The organism is Klebsiella sp. G-Nf4 (assembly GCF_002810615.1).
Lineage (GTDB): Bacteria > Pseudomonadota > Gammaproteobacteria > Enterobacterales > Enterobacteriaceae > Klebsiella > Klebsiella variicola.
Map to the genome: position 1 here is coordinate 123,067 of NZ_PION01000011.1, position 26,733 is coordinate 149,799.

At 56.8% G+C, this 26,733-nt stretch carries 24 protein-coding genes; 3 read left to right on the forward strand and 21 right to left on the reverse strand.

The features are described from left to right. Nucleotides 1-14 precede the first annotated feature (14 nt). Nucleotides 15-1,058 (reverse strand): GMP reductase, encoded by a 1,044-nt coding sequence (locus tag CWM57_RS21225; RefSeq protein WP_008807421.1) that lies wholly within the window; start codon nt 1,056-1,058, stop codon nt 15-17. A gap of 343 nt (nt 1,059-1,401) precedes the next feature. Between CWM57_RS21225 and coaE the strand changes: the two genes are divergently transcribed. From coaE to yacG, 3 genes are read left to right on the forward strand one after another with little or no spacing between them, the layout of a single operon-like run. Next, a complete protein-coding gene (coaE, locus tag CWM57_RS21230) occupies nt 1,402-2,022 on the forward strand; it encodes a dephospho-CoA kinase (RefSeq protein WP_061155756.1) in 621 nt (206 codons plus the stop codon). Further along, nucleotides 2,022-2,765, forward strand: coding sequence for a cell division protein ZapD (zapD, locus tag CWM57_RS21235; protein ID WP_061155757.1), 744 nt, complete (start codon nt 2,022-2,024; stop codon nt 2,763-2,765). Before coaE ends, zapD begins: the two co-directional genes overlap by 1 nt. Before the next feature lie 9 nt (nt 2,766-2,774). Next, nucleotides 2,775-2,969, forward strand: a complete 195-nt coding sequence (yacG, locus tag CWM57_RS21240) for a DNA gyrase inhibitor YacG (protein WP_061155758.1) — start codon at nt 2,775-2,777, stop codon at nt 2,967-2,969. Nucleotides 2,970-3,021: 52 nt separating this feature from the next. Here yacG and mutT read toward each other — a convergent pair whose 3' ends face one another. The 20 genes from mutT to cra all read right to left on the reverse strand — a co-directional run bounded on the left by mutT (nt 3,022) and on the right by cra (nt 26,578). Continuing rightward, entirely contained in the window at nt 3,022-3,414 is a 393-nt protein-coding gene (gene mutT / locus CWM57_RS21245; protein ID WP_061155759.1) for an 8-oxo-dGTP diphosphatase MutT, read from the reverse strand. Between the two features lie 57 nt (nt 3,415-3,471). After that, a complete protein-coding gene (gene secA, locus CWM57_RS21250) occupies nt 3,472-6,177 on the reverse strand; it encodes a preprotein translocase subunit SecA (RefSeq protein ID WP_074386864.1) in 2,706 nt (901 codons plus the stop codon). A gap of 62 nt (nt 6,178-6,239) precedes the next feature. After that, entirely contained in the window at nt 6,240-6,737 is a 498-nt protein-coding gene (gene secM, locus CWM57_RS21255; protein WP_061155761.1) for a secA translation cis-regulator SecM, read from the reverse strand. Between the two features lie 323 nt (nt 6,738-7,060). Then, nucleotides 7,061-7,978: a UDP-3-O-acyl-N-acetylglucosamine deacetylase gene (gene lpxC, locus CWM57_RS21260; protein WP_002888632.1), complete on the reverse strand. Its 918-nt coding sequence runs from the start codon at nt 7,976-7,978 to the stop codon at nt 7,061-7,063. A gap of 100 nt (nt 7,979-8,078) precedes the next feature. After that, nucleotides 8,079-9,230 (reverse strand): cell division protein FtsZ, encoded by a 1,152-nt coding sequence (gene ftsZ, locus CWM57_RS21265; protein WP_002888628.1) that lies wholly within the window; start codon nt 9,228-9,230, stop codon nt 8,079-8,081. Between the two features lie 62 nt (nt 9,231-9,292). After that, entirely contained in the window at nt 9,293-10,555 is a 1,263-nt protein-coding gene (gene ftsA / locus CWM57_RS21270; RefSeq protein ID WP_004204343.1) for a cell division protein FtsA, read from the reverse strand. Then, the gene (gene ftsQ, locus CWM57_RS21275) at nt 10,552-11,382 is read right to left on the reverse strand and encodes a cell division protein FtsQ (protein ID WP_004204342.1); all 831 of its coding nucleotides are present in this window, start codon (nt 11,380-11,382) and stop codon (nt 10,552-10,554) included. The genes ftsA and ftsQ overlap by 4 nt, the downstream gene beginning before the upstream one ends. Before the next feature lies 1 nt (nt 11,383). Next, on the reverse strand, nt 11,384-12,304 hold the full coding sequence (locus CWM57_RS21280) for a D-alanine--D-alanine ligase (RefSeq protein WP_100676342.1): 921 nt from the start codon (nt 12,302-12,304) through the stop codon (nt 11,384-11,386). Next, complete coding sequence (murC, locus tag CWM57_RS21285; protein ID WP_008807431.1) at nt 12,297-13,772, reverse strand: UDP-N-acetylmuramate--L-alanine ligase; 1,476 nt, start codon at nt 13,770-13,772, stop codon at nt 12,297-12,299. Before murC ends, CWM57_RS21280 begins: the two co-directional genes overlap by 8 nt. 48 nt (nt 13,773-13,820) lie before the next feature. After that, nucleotides 13,821-14,891: an undecaprenyldiphospho-muramoylpentapeptide beta-N-acetylglucosaminyltransferase gene (gene murG, locus CWM57_RS21290; RefSeq protein ID WP_008807432.1), complete on the reverse strand. Its 1,071-nt coding sequence runs from the start codon at nt 14,889-14,891 to the stop codon at nt 13,821-13,823. Then, the gene (gene ftsW / locus CWM57_RS21295) at nt 14,888-16,162 is read right to left on the reverse strand and encodes a cell division protein FtsW (protein WP_061155763.1); all 1,275 of its coding nucleotides are present in this window, start codon (nt 16,160-16,162) and stop codon (nt 14,888-14,890) included. The genes murG and ftsW overlap by 4 nt, the downstream gene beginning before the upstream one ends. Then, on the reverse strand, nt 16,162-17,478 hold the full coding sequence (gene murD / locus CWM57_RS21300; RefSeq protein WP_061155764.1) for a UDP-N-acetylmuramoyl-L-alanine--D-glutamate ligase: 1,317 nt from the start codon (nt 17,476-17,478) through the stop codon (nt 16,162-16,164). Before murD ends, ftsW begins: the two co-directional genes overlap by 1 nt. 2 nt (nt 17,479-17,480) lie before the next feature. Continuing rightward, on the reverse strand, nt 17,481-18,563 hold the full coding sequence (mraY, locus tag CWM57_RS21305) for a phospho-N-acetylmuramoyl-pentapeptide-transferase (RefSeq protein ID WP_008807434.1): 1,083 nt from the start codon (nt 18,561-18,563) through the stop codon (nt 17,481-17,483). Further along, nucleotides 18,557-19,915, reverse strand: a complete 1,359-nt coding sequence (gene murF, locus CWM57_RS21310; RefSeq protein WP_100676343.1) for a UDP-N-acetylmuramoyl-tripeptide--D-alanyl-D-alanine ligase — start codon at nt 19,913-19,915, stop codon at nt 18,557-18,559. Before murF ends, mraY begins: the two co-directional genes overlap by 7 nt. Continuing rightward, entirely contained in the window at nt 19,912-21,399 is a 1,488-nt protein-coding gene (gene murE, locus CWM57_RS21315; RefSeq protein ID WP_074386867.1) for a UDP-N-acetylmuramoyl-L-alanyl-D-glutamate--2,6-diaminopimelate ligase, read from the reverse strand. The genes murF and murE overlap by 4 nt, the downstream gene beginning before the upstream one ends. Then, complete coding sequence (locus CWM57_RS21320; protein WP_061155767.1) at nt 21,386-23,152, reverse strand: peptidoglycan glycosyltransferase FtsI; 1,767 nt, start codon at nt 23,150-23,152, stop codon at nt 21,386-21,388. The genes murE and CWM57_RS21320 overlap by 14 nt, the downstream gene beginning before the upstream one ends. Before the next feature lie 15 nt (nt 23,153-23,167). Continuing rightward, nucleotides 23,168-23,533, reverse strand: coding sequence for a cell division protein FtsL (gene ftsL / locus CWM57_RS21325; protein ID WP_002888550.1), 366 nt, complete (start codon nt 23,531-23,533; stop codon nt 23,168-23,170). After that, on the reverse strand, nt 23,530-24,471 hold the full coding sequence (gene rsmH / locus CWM57_RS21330; protein ID WP_061155768.1) for a 16S rRNA (cytosine(1402)-N(4))-methyltransferase RsmH: 942 nt from the start codon (nt 24,469-24,471) through the stop codon (nt 23,530-23,532). Before rsmH ends, ftsL begins: the two co-directional genes overlap by 4 nt. Before the next feature lie 2 nt (nt 24,472-24,473). Continuing rightward, entirely contained in the window at nt 24,474-24,932 is a 459-nt protein-coding gene (gene mraZ, locus CWM57_RS21335; protein ID WP_012542858.1) for a division/cell wall cluster transcriptional repressor MraZ, read from the reverse strand. A gap of 641 nt (nt 24,933-25,573) precedes the next feature. Then, a complete protein-coding gene (gene cra, locus CWM57_RS21345) occupies nt 25,574-26,578 on the reverse strand; it encodes a catabolite repressor/activator (RefSeq protein WP_004145952.1) in 1,005 nt (334 codons plus the stop codon). Nucleotides 26,579-26,733 lie beyond the last annotated feature (155 nt).

A 26,733-nucleotide genomic window follows, 5' to 3' on the forward strand; every position in this document is an offset into this window, starting at 1 on the left:
GCCAGCGAAGCCGATTACAGGCTATTGAATATCCGGTTCTCTTGTTCCTGAACGCGGATAAAGGTCGTCCGTTTGGTCAGCTCTTTCAGACGCGAAGCGCCAACATAGGTGCAGGCTGAACGCAGGCCGCCAAGGATATCGCGAGCAGTATTGTCCACCGGGCCACGCAGCGGCAGCTTAACGGTTTTCCCTTCCGCCGCGCGGTATTTCGCGACACCGCCCACATGGCGCGTCATTGCCGACTCGGAGCTCATGCCATAGAACAGCATGAATTTTTCCCCGTTCTCTTCAACGATAGTTCCGCCGCTCTCTTCATGGCCCGCCAGCATGCCGCCGAGCATCACGAAATCGGCGCCGCCGCCGAAAGCTTTCGCCACATCGCCCGGCATGGTGCATCCGCCGTCGCTAATGATCTGGCCGCCCAGGCCATGTGCCGCATCAGCGCACTCGATCACGGCGGAGAGCTGCGGATAGCCGACGCCAGTTTTGACGCGGGTAGTGCAGACGGAACCTGGGCCAATCCCGACTTTCACAATATCGGCGCCGGAGAGGATCAGCTCTTCGCACATTTCACCGGTGACCACGTTCCCGGCGATAATGGTTTTCTGCGGCCAGGCTTCACGGGCTTTCGCCACAAACTGCACAAAGTGCTCAGAGTAGCCGTTAGCCACATCGATGCACACAAAGTTCAGCTGCGGATTCTGAGAGAGGATCTGTTGGGTCTTTTCGAAATCGGCATCGGAAGTGCCGGTGGAAACCATCACATGCTTGAGGACGTCTGCGGATGCGCCCTGTACAAACGCCTGCCATTCCTCAACGGTGTAGTGCTTGTGTACCGCAGTCAGAATACCAAAAGTGGCCAGCGCTTTCGCCATACTGAAGGTGCCGACGGTATCCATGTTGGCCGCAATAATTGGCACACCGGACCAGGTCTGGCCTGAATGTTTAAAAGTGAATTCACGTTCCAGCTCAACATCAGAACGGCTTTTGAGAGTAGAGCGTTTCGGGCGGATAAGAACGTCTTTGAAACCAAGCTTCAGATCTTCTTCAATACGCATGTGCGAATTCCTGGGGTTAATTGCATTATTGTGAGAGCACAACTCCAGTGACGTTATCATACGCACGAATCAGGCCTGCGCAAGACTGCGATTTTCACTTTTTTTACGCTACAATCGTATAAATTTACCTGGTGAATGGAGAAAAAAGCACTTATGCCTTTCCCCGCCAGCGTATTATTTTTAACCATTTGATTTGCTTGATTAAAAGAAACAAAATAGCGGGCGGCGATCCCGGTTGACACGTGACTATCACGATATGATCACTATCACCTCTCCGACGTGCGGCCAGTCATCGCTGTCTGAATGCAAAAAATACGAGCAATCCGTTTCAGGGTCAGAAGATATGGGGTACACAGTCGCGTTAACAGGTGGGATCGGCAGCGGTAAAAGCACTGTCGCCGACGCCTTCGCGCAGCTCGGGGTTAACGTTGTTGATGCCGATGTTATCGCCCGCCAGGTAGTCGAACCTGGCACCCCAGCGCTCCAGGCCATCGCCAGCCACTTTGGGTCGCAGATGATTGCCCCCGACGGCACGCTGAACCGCCGCCTGTTGCGGGAAAAAATTTTTGCTCACGTGGAGGATAAAGCCTGGCTTAACGCGCTGTTACATCCGCTGATCCAGCAGGAAACGCGCCGCCAGATGCAGGCTGCTACCTCCCCTTATCTCCTCTGGGTCGTACCTTTGCTGGTCGAAAACCGCCTGTCCGGCCAGGCCGATCGCGTACTGGTCGTCGATGTGCCAAAAGAAACGCAGATCGAACGCACCATGCTGCGTGACAAGGTCAGCCGCGAACATGCTGAACATATTCTTGCCGCTCAGGCCACGCGCGAGCAGCGCCTGGCCGTCGCGGACGATGTTATTGAAAACACTGGCACGCCGGATGCAGTGGCATCGGATGTTGCCCGCCTGCACGAAAAGTATTTAACGCTGGCATCGCAGGCCGCCTCACAGGAAAACTCGTAATGCATACCCCCGTTCTGTTTGAACATCCTCTTAATGAGAAAATGCGTACCTGGCTGCGCATCGAATTTCTGATCCAGCAGATGGCTTTCCATCCGATGATTGCCACTCATGCCGATGCGCTCCATTTTTTCCGTAACGCCGGCGATCTCCTGGATGTGCTGGAGCGTGGCGAGGTGCGTACCGACCTGGTTAAAGAACTGGAGCGCCAGCAGCGCAAGCTCCAGTCCTGGGCAGAAGTGCCGGGCGTCGATCAGGAGCGTATTAACGAGCTGCGCCAGCAACTGAAACAGTCCTCCAGCACCCTGATGGCCGCGCCGCGTATTGGTCAGTTTCTGCGGGAAGATCGCCTGATTGCGCTGGTGCGTCAGCGCCTGAGTATTCCAGGTGGCTGCTGCAGCTTCGATTTACCGACCCTGCATATCTGGCTCCATATGCCACAGGCGCATCGAGACGAGCAGGTGGCCAGCTGGCTTACCAGCCTCGATCCGCTGGTACAGTCCCTGAACCTGATCCTCGACCTGATCCGTAACTCTGCGCCGTTTCGTAAACAGACCAGCCTCAATGGTTTTTACCAGGATAATGGCGATGATGCTGACCTGCTACGCCTGCGTCTCGATCTGGCTCACCAGCTGTATCCGCAGATCTCCGGCCATAAGAGCCGTTTCGCCATCCGCTTCATGCCGCTGGATAGTGAGTATGGGATCGTGCCGGAGCGCTTTGATTTTGAACTGGCCTGCTGCTAAGGAGATAACATGTCTGAAGAGACCATCGTCAACTGCCCGACCTGCGGCAAAAACGTGGTGTGGGGCGAGCAGAGTCCCTTTCGTCCATTCTGCAGCAAGCGCTGTCAGCTGATCGACCTGGGAGAATGGGCCGCAGAAGAGAAGCGTATCCCCAGCGCGGGCGATCTCTCCGACAGCGATGAATGGAGTGAACAGCAGCCCTGATTTACCGACATGCTAACCCGATAATTATCGGGTTAGCATCGTAGCCTGATGCTCAGCCCTGGGCGATGAGTTTGCTAATAACCGGTTCATTCGCCGGGGGGAACGCCTCTGGATCCAGTGTTTGTCCCGCCATCCACCGCCCCGGCTGCCCTTCTTTACCCCATGGCTCGCCTTGCCAACTTTCCACAAGGAAAAACCACAGCGTTATATGGCGGTCAGGGAACTGATACTCCAGCTTATCAAATAGCGTTGCAGACCTTACCGTAATTCCAACCTCTTCCTGCAGCTCGCGAATTAGCGCCTGCTCCGGCGTCTCATCAGATTCAATCTTCCCGCCCGGGAACTCCAGCTTATTCGCCATATGGGCATCAGCGGCGCGCTGGGTAATAAAGATTTCGCCTTGCGGATTGCGAATTATCCCGACGGCGATTTGCAGTTTTTTCATTGAATCAGCTCCATAAAAAAGGCGCAGAACTCTGCGCCTTTGTTTTTTTATCAGGCCTTAGCTCAGACGGCCGTGGCACTGTTTATATTTTTTACCGGAACCGCACGGACAGGGATCGTTACGCCCCACTTTACGCTCGCCGGTTTGTGCCGCCAGATCCTCGGCAGCGGCCTCATCATCGCTCTGATGGCTGAGCTGCTGCATCTGCGCCAGGCGCTCGGCCTCTTCACGACGCTGCTGCTCCATCGCTTCAACTTCTTCCGGCATCCGCACCTGAACTTTGCTCAGGGTGCTGATCACTTCATACTTCAGTGACTCCAGCATCGCAGCAAACATAGAGAACGATTCGCGCTTGTACTCCTGCTTCGGATCTTTCTGCGCATAGCCGCGCAGATGGATACCCTGGCGCAGGTAGTCCATCGCCGCCAGATGCTCTTTCCACAGGGAGTCCAGGGTCTGCAGCATCACACCTTTCTCGAAGTGGCGCATCATCTCGGCGCCGACCACTTCTTCTTTACGCTGGTAGGTTTCTACCGCGCTCTGCAGAATACGTTCACGCAGGGTCTCTTCATGCAGCTCCGGCTCTTTATCCAGCCACTCTTTGATCGGCAGATCGAGGTCGAAGTCGTTTTTCAGACGCTCCTGCAGGCCTTCAATATCCCACATCTCTTCCAGTGACTGCGGCGGAATATGCGCATCGATAGTCGCTTTAAAGACATCTTCGCGGATGCTGTTGATGGTTTCGCTGACATCAGACACGTCCAGCAGTTCGTTACGCTGAGTGTAGATCGCGCGGCGCTGGTCGTTGGCCACATCATCATATTCCAGCAGCTGCTTACGAATATCAAAGTTACGGCTTTCCACTTTACGCTGGGCGTTGGCGATAGCCTTAGTCACCCATGGGTGCTCGATGGCTTCACCCGGTTTCATCCCCAGTTTGCGCATCATGCCGGACACACGATCGGAGGCGAAGATACGCATCAGGGCATCTTCCATCGACAGGTAGAAGCGGGAAGAACCGGCATCACCCTGACGACCCGCACGGCCACGCAGCTGGTTATCGATACGGCGTGATTCATGGCGCTCGGTACCGATGATGTGCAGACCGCCTGCGGCCAGAACCGCATCATGGCGCACCTGCCAGTCCGCTTTGATTTTTTCAATCTGTTCCGGCGTCGGATTTTCCAGCGCGGCGACTTCCGCCTGCCAGCTACCGCCGAGCATAATATCGGTACCACGACCCGCCATGTTGGTGGCAATGGTCACCGCGGCAGGGTAACCCGCCTGAGCAACGATATCCGCTTCGCTGGCGTGGAACTTGGCGTTCAGGACGTTGTGCTTAATGCCGGCTTTGGTCAGCTCGCGTGAAACCACTTCTGATTTTTCGATCGAGATAGTACCGACCAGCACCGGCTGACCAGCAGCGGTACGATCTTTAATATCTTCGATTATCGCCTGAATTTTTTCCGCTTCGGTCATATAGACCAGATCCGCCATGTCCTTACGGATCATCGGACGGTTGGTCGGCACGACAACGGTATCCAGCTTATAGATAGAGCTGAATTCGAAGGCTTCAGTATCCGCTGTACCGGTCATCCCCGCCAGTTTCTCGTACAGGCGGAAGTAGTTCTGGAAGGTGATAGAGGCCAGCGTCTGGTTCTCGTTCTGGATCTCCACGCCTTCTTTGGCTTCAACCGCCTGGTGCAGACCATCGGACCAGCGGCGGCCTTGCATCGTACGGCCAGTGTGCTCATCGACGATGATAACTTCGCCATCTTTAACGATGTAGTCAACGTCGCGGGTGAACAACGCATGGGCACGCAGCGCGGCGGTCACGTGGTGCATCAGCATGATGTTGGTCGGGGAGTACAGCGACTCACCTTCTTCCATAATGCCTTCCTGCACCAGCAGCTCTTCGATCAGTACCAGACCGCGTTCGGTCAGGTTAACCTGGCGGGCTTTCTCATCAACGGAGAAGTGGCCTTCACCGGTGAAGGTATCCGAATCCTCTTTTTCCTGACGGTTCAGGTGCGGGATGATTTTGTTTACCTTGCGGTACATTTCAGAGCTGTCTTCCGCCGGGCCGGAGATGATCAGCGGGGTACGCGCTTCGTCGATCAGGATGGAGTCCACCTCATCCACCAGCGCATAGTGCAGTTTACGTTGAACGCGCTCTTCCGGGCTGAAGGCCATGTTGTCGCGCAGGTAGTCGAAGCCGTATTCGTTGTTGGTGCCGTAGGTAATATCGGCAGCGTAGGCTTCACGCTTCGCCGGCGCTGGCAGACCGGACATATTGATGCCCACGCTCATGCCAAGGAATTCGAACAGCGGACGGTTGTTTTCGGCGTCACGCTGCGCCAGGTAGTCGTTGACGGTGACCACGTGAACGCCTTTACCGGTCAACGCGTTGAGATACGCTGGCAGGGTCGCAGTCAGGGTTTTACCTTCACCGGTACGCATCTCGGCGATACAGCGATCGTTAAGCACCATACCGCCCAGCAGCTGGACGTCGAAGTGGCGCATGCCGAACACGCGCTTACTGGCTTCACGAACGACGGCAAAGGCTTCCGGGATCAGGTTTTCCAGCACTTCGCCTTTTTCCAGGCGCGCGCGGAATTCAGCAGTTTTCGCTTTCAGCTCGTCATCAGAAAGTTTTTCCATCGCCGGTTCCATACCGTTGATGATATTGACAACTTTGCGCATACGACGCAGCGTACGGTCGTTACGGCTGCCGAAAACCTTGGTTAACATTTTAATAAGCATAATAAAATCTCAAACGCCCCGCGGTGCGGAGTCACAAAAAATAGGATGGTCCGTGGTTATTTTCAGCTGAGACGTTGAGGCCCTGCGCGGATCCCCGCCACCTGGCTAATCCAGGCACTCACGCGGAACGCAGAATATGAGGAAGGGATGTAAGCCACCTGGCGGATCACCACCGGCGGCGTACTGTCCTGGGTCAGCAGCGCGCTGAGCGTATCGAGCAGCGCCAGATGCTGGGCCTGCAGCGGGGACGACTCTTCCGCCACCGGCAATGCCTGCGGCGCCATCGCGAAGGAGAGATGACGAATGACGGTGCGAATGGCGTGCTGATGCCAGTAGTCGACGGTAAAGTTTGGCCGACGATTGCTCTCCAGCAGCGCCAGCTGGGAGAAATTGACTTTGCTCGGATTGTGGTTGCTGGCCGTCGCCTTCGCCGGCGTCGCGGTTTCATGGCTGTTGCTAAGCGCGGGCAGGCCAAAGCTGGCCGCGACCATCCCCAACAGGAGATGCGGCCAAAAATACCGTCTGCCAAACTGTCGCCAGCGCGTCAGCAATCCACTCACTTTTATTACCTTTCGTTGGTATACCCGTTATCGTTCAGGCTGCCTCTTAATTAGCGTTTTTTGCAGGACACCCTGACATCCACGGGGTAAAGCAACCCGGAGAAATAATTTTGCGCTCAAATACTAACATTATTACCGCGCTGAGGCAGCATGAATGAAGGCGATTGCCCGGGGAAAACGCTTAATAAAACAGCGAACGCACGCTAATTATTGCCCGGCAATCACTGCGAAAAATAACTGGAAGGGGTTATAAAAGAAAAACGACTGGTTCCCTGGTCGGAGAGAGTACCAGGTTACCAGTCGAATTTACTGAATGGTCAGGCTTACGCCAGAACCATCGACGGTGCGCGGAACGCCATAGGCAGTTTTGCGTCGTCTTCGAAGGTCACATACTCCCAGGCTTCCTGTTTTGCCAGGACCGCCTGCAGCAGTTTGTTATTCAACGCGTGACCCGATTTGTACGCCGTGAATGCGCCGATAATGTTGTGACCACACATAAACAGGTCACCGATCGCATCCAGCATTTTGTGGCGAACAAATTCGTCTTCAAAGCGCAGACCGTCTTCGTTCAGTACGCGATAATCGTCAACAACGATGGCACAATCGAAGCTGCCGCCCAGGCACAGGCCGCGGGACTGCAGATATTCGATATCGCGCATGAAACCGAAGGTACGCGCACGGCTAATCTGACGCATGAACGCATCGGCCGAGAAGTTCAGCGTATAGCGCTGGGTGCTGGCATCAATCGCCGGATGGTTAAAATCGATGGTGAAATCCAGCGAAAAACCATTGTACGGTTTGAATTCAGCCCATTTGTCGCCATCTTCGACGCGAACAGTCTCTTTGATACGGACAAATTTCTTGGCGCAGTTCAGTTCATCGATGCCGGCGTCCAGCAACAGATAAACGAACGGAGCCGCACTACCGTCCATAATCGGGATTTCCGGTGCATCGACTTCAACAATAATGTTGTCGATACCCAGGCCAGCCAATGCGGCGTTCAGGTGTTCAACCGTAGAAATCCGCACGTCATGCTCATTAACCAGGCAAGTACAGAGCATGGTATCACGCACAGATTTGGCATCAGCCGGAAAATCTACCGGTGGATTCAAGTCGGTGCGACGATAGATGACCCCGGTATTTGCCGGCGCAGGGCGTAACGTCAGTGTGACTTTCTTGCCGGTATGCAAACCGACACCAGTCGCCTGAACGATACGTTTAAGAGTCCTTTGTTTGATCATCGTATAATCTCGCCAATTTACCTATCCAACCGAAGTGTACACCACTATCGGGAGGCCAGTTTAGCACAAAGAGCGCAGATGCCCAACTTCCAGTCGATTCTTAATCGGCTTGCTTACGCAGGAAGGCTGGGATATCCAGATAATCCGGCTCTTTCGCGGTTTGCGGCGTATTGTCGTTCACCACTTTTGCTGCCGGCTTCTGCTCTTGCGTCAGCGGCGACATGCCGTGCTGCTGGTAGCGATCCATCACCGGCTGCTGAACCTGTTTGTTGGTCACCAGGGTAATTTCCGGACGCTTGTCCATGCCGATACCGGTCGCCACCACGGTCACGCGCAGCTCGTCGTTCATATCCGGGTCCAGAGAGGTACCGATAACCACGGTCGCGTTATCCGACGCAAAGGCACGGATGGTGTTACCCACGGTTTCGAACTCATCCAGACGCAGGTCGAAGCCCGCAGTGATGTTAACCAGTACGCCGCGCGCGCCGGACAGGTCGATATCTTCCAGCAGCGGAGAAGAGATAGCCATTTCAGCCGCTTCTTCCGCACGGTCTTCACCACTCGCCACGCCGGAGCCCATCATCGCGTAGCCCATTTCTGACATCACGGTACGGACGTCCGCGAAGTCGACGTTCATCAGGCCCGGACGCGTAATCAGTTCGGCGATACCCTGCACCGCGCCTTTCAGTACATCGTTTGCCGCGCCGAACGCGTCGAGCAGAGAAATACCACGGCCGAGTACTTTCAGCAGCTTGTCGTTCGGGATGGTGATCAGTGAGTCAACGTGCTTGGACAGCTCGGTGATCCCCTGCTCAGCAAACGCCATGCGCTTCTTGCCTTCAAAATTAAACGGCTTCGTGACCACCGCAACGGTGAGGATACCCAGATCCTTCGCCACTTCCGCAACCACTGGCGCCGCACCGGTACCGGTACCGCCGCCCATGCCAGCCGCGATAAACACCATGTCTGCGCCATCAAGGGCCGCACGCAGCGCTTCGCGGTCTTCGTCCGCCGCATTACGGCCGACTTCCGGGTTCGCGCCAGCGCCCAGACCTTTGGTAATACCGCTACCGATCTGGATAGTCTGGCCAACAGCCGTTTTACGCAGCGCCTGCGCATCGGTGTTCACCGCGAAGAATTCAACACCCTCAATGCGCTCGCGCACCATGTGTTCAACGGCGTTACCGCCGCCACCACCGACGCCGATGACTTTAATCACCGCGTCGTTGGTCAGTTCCATAGGTTCAAACATAGTTTCTCTCCGTCTTGTGCCTGTCGCCTGAGAACGCTAATTGTCTGCGTTCTCTTAAAAAATTAAAACTCTTTTCGCAGCCAGCTGTTGAGTCGTTTAATCCACGAGCCCACTGACGCCGTCACGCGTTTTTCGACTTCCGCTTCACCACTCAAATGTGACTCTTTGCCGTAGTGCAGCAGCCCAACCGCCGTCGAATAATACGGCTCCTGGGCGTAATCCGTTAAACCGGTGATGTTCAGCGGCGCGCCAATACGCACCTGGGTATGGAAAACCCGCTGCGCACAGGCCGCCAGGCCTTCAATTTGCGCCGCGCCGCCGGTTAACACAATCCCTGCCGCCAGATGATGTTTGACACCCTGCTGGCGGAGCTGTTCCTGCAGCTGCAGGATCTCTTCGTTGACCAGATTAAGCAGCTCGGTATAGCGCGGTTCAATCACCTCTGCCAGCGTCTGACGCTGCAGGCTGCGCGGCGGACGTCCGCCTACGCTCGGGACTTCGACGTTTTCGTCTTTACCGACGATGGAACCTAATGCGCAACCGTGACGAACCTTAATTGCTTCGGCATCGCTCGGCGGCGTACCAAAGGCATAGGCGATATCGCTGGTCACCACGTTCCCGGCATACGGGATCACTTTGGTATGACGCAGCGCGCCGCCGGTATAGACGGCGATATCCATTGTACCACCACCGATGTCCACGACGCAGACGCCCAGCTCACGTTCGTCTTCTGTTAATACCGAATAACTGGCCGCTAACCCGGCGAAAATAAGTTGGTCAACTTTCAGACCGCAACGTTCCACCGCTTTAACAATGTTTTTCGCCATATCGTTATGGCAGGTAATCAGATGCACCTTCGCCTGCATACGCACACCAGACAGCCCTACCGGATTTTTAATCCCTTCCTGGTAGTCGATGGCATATTCCTGCGGAATGACGTGCAGGACGCGATGTTCATCGCGGACGCGAACCGACTTCGCGGTGTGGACCACGTTCTCAACGTCATCCAGCGTCACTTCTTCTTCCGAAATCGGTACCATCCCGATTTCATTCTGACAGCTTATATGTTTACCCGAAAGTGCCAAATAAACTGATGAAATCTGGCAATCCGCCATCAGTTCGGCCTGGTCGATGGCGCGCTGTACGCATTTCACCACCGACTCGAGGTCGTTCACACCGCCTTTATCCATACCACGTGATGGGCAACTGCCCACGCCGATGATATTAATCATGCCGTCGGGCAGAACTTCCCCTACTAAAGCGGCCACCTTAGCGGTGCCAATCTCCAGTCCAACTACCAGTTTTCTGTCCGTCGCCTTGATCATTGTTGTTCTGCCTGTGCCTGATTCTGTTGTTGATTAGTTTCCTCTGCGGGAGCAGGTACCCAGCCCACTGCCGCACCCGAGTCATAACGCAAATCAACGTAGCTAATCCGTTTGCCGTCGGTCTGCGCCTGCTGCTGAAGAACCGGGTAGAGTTCCATAAAGCGCTGAAGCCGTTTCATGGTATCGCCACGGCCAAGGTTGAGCTTAATGTCATTATTAAGCGTCAACTGCCAGGAGCGACGGGCGGTCATCGCCGCCACTTTCAACGTGAATTTATCCTTTGCCAGCACCTGCCCCATGTCACGATACCCTTGCAGCACTTCGTTCTCACTGCCTTCCGGGCCGTATAACATCGGTAAATTCTGTTTACTGGTGCGATCCGCCGGTACGCTGAAGGCATTTCCTTCTGCATCCACCATATGTTGATCATTCCAGCGCGCAATCGGCACATATTCAACCAGATGAATCTTCAATTCATCGGGCCACTGCTTACGGACGCTCGCCTGCTTAATCCACGGCAAGCGTTCAATTTGACTCTGAATGATGTTCACATCCTGAGTCATAAAAGTACCTGGTGAACCCAACGCCAGAATCGCCTGGCGGATGTCATCATTGCGCGTATAGTGACGCTCGCCGGTCACCACCATCTTCGACAGCGGCAAGCGCTGCGCATCTTCCATCCAGCCAAGAACCATCCACCCGCTGACCAGCACGGTAAACAGCACCGCCAGCAGGAAAACGATCCCTGCCAGCCGCGTTCCATTACTCCGACGCGAAGAAGAAACGTCCTCTTCATGGTTCCGCGTATTCAGCGCAGCCTGCGACATATCACCCCGCCAGGTCCAGAATTCGTACAACAAGCTGGGAGAAGCTCATTCCTGCCTGACGCGCCGCCATCGGTACAAGGCTATGGCTGGTCATGCCCGGGGAAGTATTTGCTTCCAGCAGATAAAACTGGCCATCGCTGTCCAGCATCACGTCAATACGGCCCCAGCCTTTACACCCCAGAACATTCCAGGCTTTAAGCACCAGGCTCTGGATGTCTGACTCACGCGCGGGATCTTCAAATCCAGGGCAGAAATATTGCGTCTCATCAGACAGATACTTCGCCTCATAATCATAGAAGGTTCCCGCGGCCTGGATACGTATTGACGGTAAAATTTCTTCACCGACGATGGCGACGGTAAATTCCGGCCCACTAAGCCATTTTTCGACCAAAACTTCATCATCATGCTGAAAAGCCAGCGCCAATGCACTCGGTAAATCACAGCTTTCGCTGACTTTTGACATCCCGACGCTGGAGCCTTCACGGCTCGGCTTGATGATGACCGGCAGGCCCAGCGCCGCAATCTGTTGTTCAACAGCAGCAGAAAGTCCTGCAGTAAACTGTGCGCGGGTCAGCGCGACCCACGGCGCGACCGGTAATCCCGCCCCCTGCCACAGCCATTTGCTGCGCAGTTTATCCATCGACAGCGCGGAGGCCATCACCCCGCTGCCGGTATAAGGCAACTGGATCAGATCCAGCAGCCCCTGCAGCGTGCCATCTTCCCCGCCGCGGCCATGTAGGGCAATAAACGCTTTCTTAAAGCCCAGATTTTTTAACTGGGTAATATCGACGTCGCGCGGGTCGATCGGATGAGCATCCACTCCGCCTTCGCGCAGCCCGGCCAGCACCGCGGCGCCTGAATTCAGCGACACTTCACGTTCAGCGGAGGTTCCACCGAAAAGCACCGCGATTTTATCAGCCATGGCGCTCTTCCTCCGTTTTTTGCGGAGCCAGTTTGATTTCAGCCAGGTGACGGGCAATTTTTCCGATATTGCCCGCGCCCTGCACCAGCACTAAATCGTTACCGGTCAGCACCGACGCCAGCATCTCCGCGGCCTGGGCCGGGTCAGAGACCAGGATCGGGTCAACTTTACCGCGACCGCGAATGGTACGGCACAGTGAGCGGCTATCGGCGCCCGGGATCGGCGCTTCACCCGCCGGATACACATCCAGCATCAGCAGCGCATCGACCTGGGTCAGCACGTTGGCGAAATCGTCATACAGATCGCGGGTACGGGTATAACGGTGCGGCTGGAACAGCATCACCAGATTTTTATCCGGCCAGCCAGCGCGCGCGGCTTTGATGGTGGCGTCCACTTCCGTCGGGTGATGTCCGTAGTCATCGATAAGCATCGCACTGCCCGGCTTGCCGTTGACTTCCGCCAGCGGAAACTCGCCAAGAAAATCAAAGCGGCGTCCGGTTCCCTGGAAACTTTCCAGCGCGCGCAGGATCGCCTGGTCGTCAATCCCCTCTTCCGTCGCTACGGCCACCGCCGCCGCCGCGTTCAATGCGTTATGGCGTCCCGGGGCATTGAGCGTGACCTGCAGGATCTCTTTATCCTGACGCACCAGGCGGAAATGACCTTGCGCCCCAAGCTGACGGTAATCCTCAACGCGAACGTCGGCGTCGTCGCTAAAACCGTAGGTGGTGATCTGCCGGCCGACGCGCGGCAGCAGTTCACGGATCACCGGATCGTCCACGCACATCACCGCGCGTCCGTAGAACGGCAGGTTGTGCAGGAAATTAATAAAGGTCTGCTTCAGATTCTCGAAGTCGCCATGGTAGGTATCCATATGGTCGGCTTCGATGTTGGTCACAATCGCGACCATCGGCTGCAGATGCAGGAACGACGCATCACTCTCATCCGCTTCCGCAATCAGGTAACGGCTATGGCCGAGACGGGCATGCACGCCCGCCGCTTTCACCAGCCCGCCGTTGACGAAGGTCGGGTCAAGTCCGGCTTCGGCGTAAATACTTGAAACCATTGCGGTGGTGGTGGTTTTGCCGTGGGTTCCGGCAATCGCGATCCCGTGACGGAAGCGCATCAGCTCCGCCAGCATTTCCGCACGGCGGATCACCGGGATGCGCGCTTCGTGCGCGGCAACGATTTCCGGGTTATCCGCGGAAATCGCGCTGGAAACGACCACAACGCTGGCATCGCGCACGTTTTCCGGGCGATGGTTGAAATAAATAGTGGCGCCAAGCTGCGACAGCTGCTGGGTCACCGGATTCGGCGCGAGATCGGAGCCGCTGATCTGGTAACCTTCATTAGCCAACACTTCGGCAATACCGCCCATACCGGCACCGCCGATGCCGACAAAGTGAATGTGCCGGACGCGACGCATCTCGGGCACTATGGAACGCAGTTTTGCCAAATCTTGTGTATTCATTCTTTACGCCATCAACTTCTGTCATTCGGGCGGTGAAAATCACCGCAATTAGCGCGCCAAAGCTACGGCGCTGACCTCTTCTGCTACTCGCTCGGTAGCGTCCGGAATCGAAGCGCCACGCGCTCGTTCCGCCATATCCAACAGCGTTTCCCGATCCCAGCTCGCCAGGGTAGAGGCAACCGCCTCTACCGTGAACTCAGGCTGTTCGAGAATTTTCGCCGCGCCGGCTTTCTCCAGCGGCAGCGCATTCCAGTACTGCTGACGATCTTTGTGCTGGAACGGTACAAACAGCGCCGGTAAACCGGCGGCAGCGATTTCGCTGACCGTCAGCGCGCCGGAACGGCAAACCACGACATCTGCCCAGGCATACGCCGCGGCCATGTCATCAATAAATTCCGTCACTTTATGCTGCGGCTGCCCCGCAGCGGCATAGGCCTGCTGCACGGTTTGCTGGCCGCCTTTACCGCTCTGGTGCCAGATGGTCACCGCATCGCCAAGCTTCGCCGCCACCTGCGGCATGGTCTGGTTCAGGACGCGCGCGCCCTGAGAGCCACCGACCACCAGCACGCGAATCGGTCCATGACGCCCCACCAGACGCTGACCCGGCAGCGGCAGCGCCAGTACGTCGGTGCGCACCGGGTTCCCGACAACGTCCGCATGCGGGAACGCACCGGGAAACGCCTGCATCACTTTCTTCGCAATCTTCGCCAGCCACTTGTTAGTCAGGCCGGCAATACCGTTTTGCTCGTGGAGGACCACCGGGATCCCCAGCGACCACGCCGCCAGACCGCCAGGCCCGGAGACATAGCCGCCCATGCCCAGCACCACATCCGGCTGGAAACGCTTCATGATCGCTCGCGCCTGACGCCAGGCGTTGAAGATACGCACCGGCGCCAACAGTTGCGCTTTTATCCCTTTGCCACGCAGGCCGGAGATACGGATAAAATCAATCTCGATGCCGTTTTTCGGCACTAAATCCGCTTCCATACGATCGGCGGTACCCAGCCAGCGAACCTGCCAGCCCTGGTCCATTAAATGGTGCGCGACCGCCAGCCCCGGGAACACATGCCCACCGGTTCCGCCCGCCATCACCATCAACCGCTTTTCCTGACCGCTCATCGAACACCCCGCGTAAACGCCTGGGCTTTTTCCAGACGCGTTTCATAATCAATTCGCAACAACAACATGATGGCTGTCGACATAATCAGCAGACTGGAACCACCATAACTGATCAGCGGCAGCGTCAGACCTTTGGTCGGCAGCATTCCCGCCGCCGCACCGACGTTAACCAACGCCTGGAAGCTAAACCAGATACCGATGGCACAGGCGAGGAAGCCGGAGAAGCGATGGTCGATCTCCAGCGCTTTACGGCCAATCGACATGGCGCGGAAAGCGACGAAGAATACCATTAAAAGCGCCAGTACCACACCGATATAACCGAGTTCTTCGCCGATAATGGCGAAGATAAAGTCAGTGTGCGCCTCCGGTAAATACTCCAGTTTTTGCACCGAGTTACCGAGGCCCTGCCCCCACATCTCGCCGCGGCCGAAGGCCATCAGCGACTGGGTCAGCTGGTAGCCGCTGCCGAAGGGGTCTTCCCACGGGTTCCAGAAGGAAGTCACGCGGCGAATACGGTACGGTTCGGCGAGGATCAACAGGACCACCGCTGAGATACCCATGCCGATAATGGCGATGAACTGCCACAGCTTCGCGCCGGCGAGGAACAGCATCGCCAGCGTGGTGACGAACAGCACCACCACCGTACCGAGGTCAGGCTGCGCCAGCAGCAAGATCGCCAGCACGAAAATCACACCCATCGGTTTTAAGAACCCGCGCAGGTTGTTACGCACTTCGTCGGCTTTACGCACCAGATAGTTGGCGATATAGCAGAACAGCGACAGCTTGGTGAACTCCGCCGGCTGAATACGCAGCGGGCCAAGGGCGATCCAGCGCGATGCCCCGTTTACCGAGCTACCCACCACCAGTACGATCAGCAGCATCACAATTGAGGCAATCAGCATCGCGGTACTGTGGCGTTGCCAGAAGTCCATCGGCAACCGCAGCGTCACCAGCGCCAGGACAAAAGCCAGCACGATGTACAGGCCATCACGCTTGGCAAAAAGGAAAGGATCGCTCGCCAGGCGCTGTCCCACCGGCATTGACGCAGAGGTGACCATGATAAAGCCGATCGCCGCCAGGCCGAAGGTCAGCCACAGCAGCATCCGGTCATACATCACCAGACTGTCGTTATCTTTCGGGCGCGAGCCCATCACCCAGCCTTTCAGCGCGGCGAACAGCCAGGCGAAGATAAACATCCCCGGCAGTCGCGGCAGTCTCAACCGAGGCAAGCTCAGCTGCGGCATTCTCAGGCGTGGGAGAGAGAAACGCATCAACCTAACTCCTTCGCCAGACGGGCAAAAATATCGCCCCGTTGTTCAAAGTTCTTAAACTGATCCAGGCTGGCGCAGGCTGGCGACAGGAGGACCATATCGCCCGCTTTCACCAGGGGAGCAATCTGACGCATCGCCTGTTCCATGGTCTCAGTTTGTACCGCCACGTCCGGACGCAGCTCAGCGAGTTCGGCACCGTCGCGACCAAAGCAGTACAGGCGAATACGATCGCCGCCAAGGTAGCGCTTCAGCGGAGTAAAATCAGCGGACTTGCCGTCGCCGCCCAGCAGCAGATACAGCGTGCCATCCAGCTGCAGGCCGTTCAGCGCCGCCTCGGTGCTGCCGACGTTGGTCGCCTTTGAATCGTTAATCCAGCGGACGCCGTTGTGATCCAGCACCAACTGGAAGCGATGCGCCAGGCCGGTGAAGGTAGTCAATGCCTTCAGGCTGCTGGCCCGAGGCAGGCCTGCGGCATCGGCCAGCGCCAGCGCCGCTAACGCATTGCTGTAGTTATGCTGCCCGGTGATGGACATCTCTTTCACGTTGAGCACTTTCTCACCTTTGACCCGCAGCCAGGTTTCGCCCTGCTGGCGGTTAAGGTGGTAGTCACCGACATCGACACCAAAGCTGATGCAGCGATCGTCCGCGCCGCGTACCGGCATCGTGAGCGCATCGTCCGCGTTCACCACGCAGGTTTTTGCATTCTCGTAAATTCGCAGCTTCGCCGCACGATACTGCTGCAGCCCAAGCGGATAGCGGTCCATATGATCCTCAGTCACGTTGAGGATGGTTGCCGCCACAGCCTGCAGGCTGGAAGTGGTTTCCAGCTGGAAGCTGGAGAGCTCCAGCACATACAGCTCACGATCGGTGTCCAGCAGCATCAGCGCCGGCAGGCCGATATTACCACCCACGCCGACGTTAACCCCGGCCGCTTTCGCCATCTCGCCCACCAGGGTAGTGACGGTGCTTTTACCGTTAGAGCCGGTAATGGCGATAATCGGCGCCTGCGCTTCGCGGCAGAACAGTTCGATATCGCCAACGATTTCTACGCCAGCATCGGCCGCCGCGTTCAGGGAAGGATGGGCCAGCGCGATCCCGGGACTGGCGACAATCAGATCCGCCGCCAGCAGCCAGGTATCATTGAGCCCGCCAATATGGCTCTCGACCGATTCGGGTAGTTTATCCAGCCCCGGAGGCGCGACGCGGGTGTCCATTACACGCGGCGTCACGCCGCGCGCCATGAAAAAGTCCACGCATGACAGGCCGGTCATACCCAGCCCAATAATGACGACTTTTTTACCCTGATAATCTGCCATGATTAACGTACCTTCAGCGTCGCCAGGCCAATCAGCACCAGCATCAGCGAAATAATCCAGAAGCGCACGATAACGCGCGGCTCCGGCCAGCCCTTCAGTTCATAGTGATGGTGAATCGGCGCCATACGGAAGATGCGCTGACCGCGCAGCTTAAAGGAGCCAACCTGCAGGATCACCGACAGAGTCTCCACGACGAAAACGCCGCCCATAATCACCAGCAGGAATTCCTGACGCAGCAGCACGGCGATAATGCCCAGCGCGCCGCCGAGCGCCAGCGAACCGACGTCGCCCATAAAGACCTGCGCCGGATAGGTGTTAAACCACAGAAAGCCCAGACCCGCGCCGACAATCGCCGTACAGACGATCACCAGCTCGCCGGCATGGCGCAGATAGGGAATGTGCAGGTAGTTGGCGAAGTTCATGTTGCCGGTGGCCCATGCCACCAGCGCGAAGCCGGCCGCAACGAAGACGGTCGGCATAATCGCCAGGCCGTCGAGGCCGTCGGTCAGGTTGACGGCGTTGCCGGTACCGACGATAACGAAGTAAGCCAGCAGGATATAGAGCAGGCCCAGCTGCGGCATCACATCTTTAAAGAATGGCACTACCAGCTCGGTCGCCGGGGTGTCTTTCCCCGCCAGATAGAGCGCGAACGCCACGCCCAGCGCAATCACCGACATCCAGAAATATTTCCAGCGGGCGATCAGGCCTTTGGTATCTTTGCGCACGACTTTACGGTAATCATCAACAAAGCCGATGATCCCGTAGCCGATTAATACCGTCAGTACGCACCAGACGTACGGGTTGGAGGGGTAAGCCCACAGCAGAACGGAGACGGTGATCGCAGTGAGGATCATGATCCCCCCCATGGTCGGCGTGCCGCGTTTGCTGAAGTGGGACTCCGGACCGTCGTTACGTACGACCTGGCCGAAGGAGAGTTTTTGCAGACGGGCGATCATGCGCGGGCCCATCCACAATGAGATGAACAGCGCGGTCAGCAGGCTGACAATGGCGCGAAACGTCAGATAAGAAAAGACGTTAAAGCCGGAATAATATTTGACCAAATGTTCGGCCAGCCATACTAACATGTCCCAGTCTCCTGTAATGCGCGTACTACCTCTTCCATGGCGGCACTACGTGAACCCTTCACTAAAATGGTCATTATCTTGTGCTCCGCCAGCAGCTCGCGCAGGCGAGCCACTACTGCGGCTTTATCATTAAAATGTTTGCCCACGCCGCTGGCGCGGCTGATATCCGCGCTCAAGGTGCCGACGCTGAGAACGCAATCCAGCCCTGCCGCTTTCGCTGCCTCGCCGACTTCGCGATGGCAGGCCGCGCTTTCCGCGCCAAGCTCCGCCATATCGCCGACCACCATCGCCCGGAAGCCGGGCATCTCTGAAAGTACCTGCACCGCCGCGGTCATCGAACCAACGTTGGCGTTGTAGGAGTCATCCAGCAGCAGCTGGCTCTCCGTCAGCCGGATCGGGAACAGACGCCCCGGAACGGCCTGCAACTGCGCCAGACCGGCTTTTACCGCCGCCAGATCGGCGCCTACCGCCATCGCCAGCGAGGTCGCCGCCAGCGCGTTAGCGATGTTATGGCGTCCCGGCAACGGCAGCAGTACGTCAACGTTGCCGGCTGGGGTCTGCAGCGTAAATTCGGTACCGTGGCTGGTGATCTGCACGTTGGTCGCCGTGAAGTCGCTGTTGGCCGCATTCGGTGAGAAGCGCCACACTTTGCGATCGCCAATCACCGTCTGCCAGTTCAGCCAGTCGTTATTGTCGGCATTGAGAATAGCGATGCCATTTTCCGGCAGACCGGTATAGATTTCGCCCTTCGCCTTCGCCACGCCTGCCAGCGAGCCGAAGCCTTCAAGGTGCGCCGCAGCGAGGTTGTTGACCAGCGCCGCTTCCGGACGCGTCAGGCTGACGGTCCAGGCGATTTCGCCCTGGTGGTTGGCGCCGAGTTCGATCACCGCGTACTGATGCTCTTTGGTCAGACGCAGCAGGGTCATCGGTACGCCGATATCGTTGTTCAGGTTGCCGGCGGTATACAGCGTGTTGCCGCACTGGCTAAGAATCGCCGCGGTCATCTCTTTGACCGAGGTTTTACCGGACGAGCCGGTCAGGGCGACGACCCGGGTCGGTACCTGCTGACGCACCCAGGCGGCTAACTCACCGAAAGCCTGGCGGGTATCTTTCACGATCACCTGCGGGAGATCGCAGGCCAGCGGACGACTCACCAGCAGTGCGCCAGCGCCAGCGGCTTTCGCCTGTTCGGCAAAATCATGAGCGTCGAAACGCTCGCCTTTCAGCGCCACAAACAGGCAGCCCGCCGTCACTTTACGGGTATCGGAGGTCACCTCGTCGATAGCGATGTCGCTACCCTGCCGTTCGCCATGGGTGATCGCGGCGAGCTGGCTTAACGTAAAGCGAATCATGCTACCGCTCCCAGCAGACGCGCGACGGTGACGCGGTCGGAATAATCCAGACGGCGATTGCCGACGATCTGGTAATCTTCATGGCCTTTACCCGCCACCAGCACCACGTCGTTCTCTTTCGCCTGCATCACAGCGTTAGTGACCGCTTCCGCGCGGCCTTCCATCACCTTCGCATGACCCGCATCGAGCATCCCGGCCAGAATATCGTTGATGATCGCCCGCGGCTCTTCAGTACGCGGGTTGTCATCAGTGACCACCACGATGTCGGCAAATTCTTCAGCGATAGCGCCCATCAGCGGACGCTTGCCTTTATCACGGTCGCCGCCACAGCCGAAAACGCACCACAGCTTGCCGCTGCAGTGCAGGCGCGCGGCCTGCAGCGCTTTTTCCAGCGCGTCAGGGGTATGGGCATAATCCACCACCACGGCCGGTTTACCCGGCGCGCTGAACACTTCCATACGGCCACATACTGGCTGTAAACGCGCTGCGGTTTTCAGCAAATCGGCCAGCGGATAGCCCAGCGCCAGCAGCGTGGCCAGCGCCAGCAGCAGGTTGCTGACGTTAAAGGCGCCCATCAGGCGGCTTTCGATTTCACCCTTACCCCAGCTGGAGTCAAACTGGATGGTCGCGCCGCTGTCGTGATAGTTAACCCCGGTGGCCTTCAGCCAGCGGCCGTGGCAGTTCGGATTGATATGATCTTCCATCGACACCGCCACCGCATCCGGCAGTTTCGCCAGCCAGCGACGCCCGACTTCATCGTCAGCATTGACGATGGCCTGACCGCAATGATGGGTCGAGTACAGCAGCCATTTCGCCGCTTCGTAGTGCTCCATGTCGCCATGGTAGTCGAGGTGGTCGCGGCTCAGATTGGTAAACACCGAGGCGGCAAACTGCAGCGCCGCCACGCGGTGTTGCACCAGACCGTGGGAAGAGACTTCCATCGCGCCGAAGGTTGCCCCCTGCTCGACCAGACTGGAGAGCACATGCTGAACGTCTACCGCAGAACCGGTGGTATTTTCGGTCGGCACGACTTTATCCAGCAGGCCGTTGCCAACGGTACCCATCACTGCGCTGGTTTCGCCGAGCAGTTTCGCCCACTGCGCCAGCAGTTGGGTGGTGGTCGTTTTACCGTTAGTACCGGTGACGCCCACCAGACGCAGCTGTTGCGATGGCTGGTGATAAAAACGCCCGGCCAGCGCCGATAGACGTTCGTTAAGCTGGCTCAGGTAGATAACCGGCACGCCGTGCATTTCACGGATCTCACCGTCTTCAGCCTCGCCCTGCGCTTCAGCAATAATGGCAGCCACACCTTGCGCTATCGCCTGCGGGATATAACGACGCCCGTCCGCCTGATGACCCTGTACCGCGATAAAGAGATCGCCGGAAGCAGCCACCCGGCTGTCCAGCGTCATCTCTCGCAGAATGCGCTCCGGTGCGTTTGGCACCCACGGAGCGAGTAGGTCGCGCAAATTACGATCTGCCACCTGTTCCCTCGCCTTGATTAATTACAAATTCACTTTTTTCGCCCGTTGCCAGCGCATCCGGCTCGATGTTCATGGTGCGCAATACGCCGCCCATGATGGCACCGAACACCGGCGCGGAAACGGCGCCACCGTAGTATTTACCTGCCTGCGGGTCGTTGATCACCACCACCAGCGCGAAGCGCGGATGGCTGGCGGGCGCAACGCCTGCGGTGTAAGCAATATATTTGTTGATATAGCGGCCATCCGGCCCCACTTTTTTCGCCGTACCGGTTTTAATCGCGATGCGATAGCCTTTGATCGCCGCTTTCACGCCGCCGCCGCCGGGCAGCGCCACGCTTTCCATCATATGAACGACGGTACGAACGAGTGAATCCGGGAAGACGCGCTCGCCCGGAACCGGTGGATCAACCTTGGTAATCGACAGCGGGCGATAGATGCCATAGCTGCCAATCGTTGCGTAGACTCGCGCTAACTGTAACGGGGTTACCATTAGCCCATAGCCGAAAGAAAAGGTGGCCCTCTCTATGTCAGACCACCGTTGTTTTTGAGGATATAAGCCACTGCGTTCTCCGACCAACCCCAAATTGGTCGCCTTTCCAAGCCCAAAACGTGAGTAAGTATCTACTAACGCTGAGGACGGCATCGCTAACGCCAGCTTAGAAACACCGACGTTACTCGACTTCTGTAGCACCCCGGTCAGGGTCAATTCGCTGTAGCGCGCCACGTCTTTGATTTCGTGGCCGTTAATTCGATAGGGAATGGTATTCAGCACCGTATTTTCGTTAACGATGCCGCGCTGAAGCGCCGTCATCACCACCATCGGTTTCACCGTTGAACCCGGTTCGAACACGTCGGTAATGGCGCGGTTACGCATGGTATCTTTGGAGGTGCCCGCGAAATTATTCGGGTTGTACGATGGGCTGTTGGCCATCGCCAGCACTTCGCCGGTGTTAACGTCTACCAGAACGGCAGTACCTGACTCCGCTTTGTTAAAGGCCACGGCGTTGTTCAGCTCGCGATAAACCAGCGCCTGCAGGCGCTCGTCGATACTCAGCGCCAGGTTGTGTGCCGCCTGGCTGTCGGTAGAAGAGATGTCTTCAATCACACGGCCATAGCGGTCTTTACGCACGATACGTTCGCCCGGCTGACCAGTGAGCCATTTATCAAAGCTTTTTTCGACCCCTTCAATCCCCTGGCTGTCGACGTTAGTGAAGCCAATGAGGTGAGCGGTTACTTCTCCGGAAGGATAGTAACGACGGGACTCTTCGCGCAGATGAATGCCTGGCAGCTTCAGCTTTTTGATGTAGTCGGCCATGTCAGGGTTAACCTGACGCGCCAGATAGATAAAACGCATCCGCGGATTGGTGTTGATGCGCGTTGCCAGCTGATCCAGCGGCATATTGAGGGCATCCGCCAGCGCCTTCCAGCGCGTATCCAGGGTGACCCCGCCGGCATCATGGAGTTCCTTCGGATCGGCCCAGATAGCCTTCACCGGCACGCTGACCGCCAGCGGCCGCCCGGAGCGGTCGGTAATCATCCCGCGCGCGGTAGACACTTCCTGTACGCGCAACGAGCGCATATCGCCCTGACGCACCAGCATATCGGGGCTGACCACCTGTAGCCAGGCGACACGCCCCAGCAGGAAAGTCAACGCCAGCAGAATACAGCCGCACAGCAACGCAAAACGCCAACTGATAAAGTTGGCCTGTTCTTCCTGACGCTTTGCTTTTGGCGTTTTTGGCGCTGCTTTCATCCGTCGCAATAATCCTTATTTCTGTACAACGATATTTTCTTGTGATGGATCGACGTGCTGCATCTGCAACTTCTCGGTCGCGATCCGCTCAACCCGACTGTGATCGCCGAGTGCGTTCTCTTCGAGGATCAGGTTGCGCCACTCAATATCCAGGGCGTCGCGTTCCAGAACCAGTTGTTCACGCTGCGCGGTCAACAGGCGCGTATGGTGCGCGGTGGTGACCACGGTAATCGCCGTAATAATGATGCAAATGAACAGGCAGAGTGGCAGTTTCCCAAACCGCAGAAGGTCGTCCCCGATCACGCCAGGCAAAGCATGGCGCTCGTTGCTTCCAATCGACCCTTTAACCTTGCTTAAGGCCTCTGTCACTCTGCCGATCATGCGTTCGTCCTCTCTGCGATACGCAGCACTGAACTACGGGCACGTGGATTCTCTGCCACCTCTTCTTCGCCCGGCATCAACTTGCCTAGTGCTCGTAACTCACGGCCGCCCAGTTTTTTGAGCTGCGCTTCGGTCATCGGTATTCCCGCCGGAACCTGCGGACCGCGGCTTTGTTCACGCATAAAGCGTTTCACAATGCGATCTTCCAGCGAATGAAAACTAATGATCGACAGCCGTCCACCCGGGGCCAGCACGCTGAGCGAGCTTTTTAGCGCCTGCTCTATCTCCTCCAGTTCACTGTTTACCCAAATGCGCACCGCCTGGAAGGTACGGGTCGCGGGATGTTTGTGCTTATCTTTTACCGGCATCGCGGCGGCGATGACCTCCGCCAGCTCTTTGGTGCGGGTCATCGGTTCAATACGATTACGCTCCACGATCGCGCGGGCGATACGTTTGCCAAACCGCTCTTCACCAAAGGTTTTAATCACCCAGGCAATATCCGCTTCCTCGGCGGTTTGTAGCCATTCGGCCGCAGACTGACCGCGCGTCGGATCCATGCGCATGTCCAGCGGACCGTCGCGCATAAAGGAAAAGCCGCGTTCCGCATCATCCAACTGCGGAGAGGAGACGCCAAGATCGAGCAGAATGCCGTCGATCTTACCGGTAAGATTGCGCTCGTCGACGTAGTCAGCGAGCTGTGAAAAAGGACCATGTACGATGGAAAAGCGGGGATCATCGATGGTTTTTGCGACAGCAATCGCCTGTGGATCGCGATCGATTGCCAGCAAACGTCCTTCCGCTCCCAGCTGGGAGAGGATCAGGCGCGAGTGACCGCCGCGGCCAAAGGTACCATCAATATAGATACCGTCTGGACGAATATTGAGGCCATTGACGGCTTCATCCAGAAGTACCGTAGTGTGTTTAAAATTTTCCATCATTTTTATAAGGACAAATCCTGCAGGCGCTCCGACAGTTCACCGGTCGCGGACTGCTCAGCGTCGATATCTTCCTTGACCCGTTGATACCAGGTCGTTTCATCCCACAGTTCAAACTTATTAAACTGCCCGACCAGCATCACTTCTTTTGTCAGCCCGGCATGCTGCCGTAACACCGGCGCGATGAGCAATCGTCCGGCATTATCCATCTGACATTCGCTGGCATGACCCAGAAGCAGACGCTGCACGCGCCGCTCAACGGGATTCATGCTCGATAAACGCGACAATTTCTGCTCGATGATTTCCCATTCAGGCAATGGATAAAGCAGCAGGCACGGGTGATGAATGTCAATGGTGCACACCAATTGACCGGCAGCGTCCTCGATCAGCCCATCGCGATAACGCGTTGGCACGGCCAGGCGGCCTTTGCTGTCGAGATTGACCAACGTTGCTCCACGGAACATGCCAGCCTCACCCCTTTTCGCCACTTTATCCCACAAATTCCCACCAGAAGGAGTTTACGGAGCGGAGGAAAAGCTTGTCAAGCCAGCACGGATGCCAACAGAGCTCAAAAACCCATTATTTACAGCCGACATTAGCCCTGATGAAAAATTCATCAACAGGCGAGGCAAATTAACGTTATGAATACGTGTAAGAAAATAACCAACAAACTCGTAACAGTTATAAACAACAAAATATCTTCGGCGGGAAAATATAAAGTGTCAGTTTGCGACGCGAGCGGCATTTTAGGCCATTATGCCGGCCGTTAACAGTACCTGTTGCTGTCTGAAGGGCGGACCAGGCGCGGGATAAGGCAGGAGAGAAAGGTCGGGGCGAACAAAATGGGTGTTAATTCAGCAATTAACCCGGTGAATGTAACAAAATAATACAATTAAAGCCCGCTTAATCATTTTTTGTGTCCCGTTTTGAGTAACAAAAATGACTGCCAGCGAATAAAACAAAATAACGCGTAAAGAAGTTTAGGGATTTGTCTGAAATATATTCAGTTTTGCATTTTTAACGTCAGTTGCCTGATTAATCGCCAAAGGCCTGCTTTCCGGCAGGCCCGCCAGGAATAATCCTGGACGCTGGCGATATAGCACCCTTAACGGCGATTCAGGCTACCGCGACGGTAAAGATTACGGCGAATACGGCTCAGGCCCGGCTTTGGCTTGCGCGGTTCATCGAGGCTGGCAAGGACGATCTCCAGCACCCGCTCAGCGACATCGCGATGGCGCTGAGCCACCGCCAGCACCGGGCACTGCAGAAAATCGAGCAGCTCATTATCGCCGAAGGTGGCGATCGCCAGCTCAGAGGGCAGTTTGCCCTCGCGGCGCAGCGTCACATCCATCACTCCCTGCAGCAACGGGAAAGAGGTGGTAAACAGCGCCTGGGGCATCGGATGGGTTTCAAGCCATTTCTCAAATAGCTGAGCCGCCGCTTCGCGCTCATAGCTGTTGGCATAGAGATAATGCACCTCACGCGGATCGTCCTGCCAGGCTTTGCGGAAGCCCTGCTCGCGCAGGAAGCTCACCGACAGTTCCGGCAGCGCACCGAGATAAAGTACCGTTTCGCCAGGGAAGGTCCGCAGCTCGGCAGCGAGCATTTCAGCGTCATCCTGATCAGCGCCGACCACACTGGTGAAATGCTCGCGGTCAAGGGCGCGGTCAAGCGCGACAATAGGAAAAGGATCGTTAGCCCAGCGTTGATAGAAAGGGTGCTCTGGTGGCAGCGAGGTGGAGACGATAATAGCGTCAACCTGGCGCTGCAGCAGATGCTCAATGCAGCGCATCTCGTTATCGGGTTGATCCTCAGAGCAGGCAATCAGCAGCTGATAGCCGCGCTGACGCGCCTGACGTTCCAGATAATTTGCAATGCGGGTATAGCTGGTATTTTCCAGATCCGGGATCACCAGACCGATAGATCGTGTGCGTCCTGCACGCAGGCCAGCAGCGACCGCATTCGGATGATAGTTGTGCTCTCGCACCACAGCCATCACCTTCTCGACCGTTTTGTCACTTACGCGGTACTGCTTCGCTTTGCCATTAATCACATAGCTCGCGGTGGTTCTTGAAACACCGGCCAGCCGGGCGATTTCATCCAGTTTCACAATTGCCCCTTGGGTAAGAAGTGCCAAACATAACCATTATTCAGGTATGGAACCCTTTTTATAACATCTAAGCGCAGAATAGTTAGCGCAGCAACCGCTTTCGCTTACAGTTCCTACTGATTTCGCAAAAAAAAAGCCCGACAGTCGCTGCCGGG

Excerpts from the sequence above, each read along its gene's own strand:
- murG (WP_008807432.1), bottom strand. The coding sequence starts at position 14,891 with ATGAGCGGTCAGGAAAAGCGGTTGATGGTGATGGCGGGCGGAACCGGT.
- mraY (WP_008807434.1), bottom strand. The coding sequence starts at position 18,563 with ATGTTAGTATGGCTGGCCGAACATTTGGTCAAATATTATTCCGGCTTT.
- mutT (WP_061155759.1), bottom strand. The coding sequence starts at position 3,414 with ATGAAAAAACTGCAAATCGCCGTCGGGATAATTCGCAATCCGCAAGGC.
- murF (WP_100676343.1), bottom strand. The coding sequence starts at position 19,915 with ATGATTCGCTTTACGTTAAGCCAGCTCGCCGCGATCACCCATGGCGAA.
- CWM57_RS21280 (WP_100676342.1), bottom strand. The coding sequence starts at position 12,304 with ATGGCTGATAAAATCGCGGTGCTTTTCGGTGGAACCTCCGCTGAACGT.
- zapD (WP_061155757.1), top strand. The coding sequence starts at position 2,022 with ATGCATACCCCCGTTCTGTTTGAACATCCTCTTAATGAGAAAATGCGT.
- CWM57_RS21225 (WP_008807421.1), bottom strand. The coding sequence starts at position 1,058 with ATGCGTATTGAAGAAGATCTGAAGCTTGGTTTCAAAGACGTTCTTATC.
- ftsZ (WP_002888628.1), bottom strand. The coding sequence starts at position 9,230 with ATGTTTGAACCTATGGAACTGACCAACGACGCGGTGATTAAAGTCATC.
- lpxC (WP_002888632.1), bottom strand. The coding sequence starts at position 7,978 with ATGATCAAACAAAGGACTCTTAAACGTATCGTTCAGGCGACTGGTGTC.
- mraZ (WP_012542858.1), bottom strand. The coding sequence starts at position 24,932 with ATGTTCCGTGGAGCAACGTTGGTCAATCTCGACAGCAAAGGCCGCCTG.
- secA (WP_074386864.1), bottom strand. The coding sequence starts at position 6,177 with ATGCTTATTAAAATGTTAACCAAGGTTTTCGGCAGCCGTAACGACCGT.
- murC (WP_008807431.1), bottom strand. The coding sequence starts at position 13,772 with ATGAATACACAAGATTTGGCAAAACTGCGTTCCATAGTGCCCGAGATG.
- ftsW (WP_061155763.1), bottom strand. The coding sequence starts at position 16,162 with ATGCGTTTCTCTCTCCCACGCCTGAGAATGCCGCAGCTGAGCTTGCCT.
- rsmH (WP_061155768.1), bottom strand. The coding sequence starts at position 24,471 with ATGATGGAAAATTTTAAACACACTACGGTACTTCTGGATGAAGCCGTC.
- coaE (WP_061155756.1), top strand. The coding sequence starts at position 1,402 with ATGGGGTACACAGTCGCGTTAACAGGTGGGATCGGCAGCGGTAAAAGC.
- ftsA (WP_004204343.1), bottom strand. The coding sequence starts at position 10,555 with ATGATCAAGGCGACGGACAGAAAACTGGTAGTTGGACTGGAGATTGGC.
- CWM57_RS21320 (WP_061155767.1), bottom strand. The coding sequence starts at position 23,152 with ATGAAAGCAGCGCCAAAAACGCCAAAAGCAAAGCGTCAGGAAGAACAG.
- ftsQ (WP_004204342.1), bottom strand. The coding sequence starts at position 11,382 with ATGTCGCAGGCTGCGCTGAATACGCGGAACCATGAAGAGGACGTTTCT.
- ftsL (WP_002888550.1), bottom strand. The coding sequence starts at position 23,533 with ATGATCGGCAGAGTGACAGAGGCCTTAAGCAAGGTTAAAGGGTCGATT.
- murD (WP_061155764.1), bottom strand. The coding sequence starts at position 17,478 with ATGGCAGATTATCAGGGTAAAAAAGTCGTCATTATTGGGCTGGGTATG.
- yacG (WP_061155758.1), top strand. The coding sequence starts at position 2,775 with ATGTCTGAAGAGACCATCGTCAACTGCCCGACCTGCGGCAAAAACGTG.